The 689-nt window shown below is 65.5% G+C and carries 1 protein-coding gene; it reads left to right on the top strand.

What is annotated here, in order from left to right; translation table 11 throughout:
* Positions 1–689: aspartate-semialdehyde dehydrogenase (locus AOG27_RS21385; RefSeq protein ID WP_152967181.1), on the top strand; the 689-nt coding region annotated here is incomplete at both ends.

Here is a 689-nt window from a genome sequence, read left to right as displayed (position 1 = left end):
GGAGGATGGAGACTTCAAGGGCATCGAGCCGGTCTTCTTCACCACCTCCCAGGTCGGTCAGGCCGGCCCGGATGTGGGAGTGGACGTGCCAGCACTCAAGGACGCCTTCGACCTTGACGCGCTAAAGGCGCTCGACGTGATCGTCACCTGCCAGGGCGGCGACTATACCAAGAAGGTCTACGCCGACCTGCGCCAGGCAGGCTGGAAGGGCTACTGGATCGATGCCGCCAGCACCCTGCGCATGGAAGACGACGCCACCATCGTGCTCGACCCGGTCAACCGCCATGTGATCGATGCCCAGCTGGCCCGTGGCGCCAGGACCTTTGTCGGCGGCAACTGCACCGTCAGCCTGATGCTGATGGGCCTGGGCGGACTGTTCGAGGCGGACCTGATCGAGTGGATGACCTCCATGACCTATCAGGCGGCCTCCGGCTCCGGCGCCAAGCACATGCGCGAGCTTCTCAACCAGATGGGTGGCCTGCGTGACAGCGTGGCCGACGAACTGGCCGATCCGGCCAGCGCCATCCTCGATATCGACCGCAAGGTCACCGCGGCGATGCGTTCGGGCGACTTCCCCACCGACAACTTCGGTGCGCCGCTGGCAGGCAGCCTGCTGCCGTGGATCGACACCAAGCTCGACAACGGCCAGAGCCGCGAGGAGTGGAAGGGCTCCGTGGAGACCAACAAGA

This window comes from Pseudoalteromonas lipolytica (genome assembly GCF_001306915.1).
In the GTDB taxonomy this organism is placed as follows: Bacteria; Pseudomonadota; Gammaproteobacteria; order Enterobacterales; family Alteromonadaceae; genus Pseudoalteromonas; species Pseudoalteromonas simplex.
Note: the sequence above shows the minus strand (reverse complement) of the source record. Positions and strands in the feature narration are given on the sequence as shown.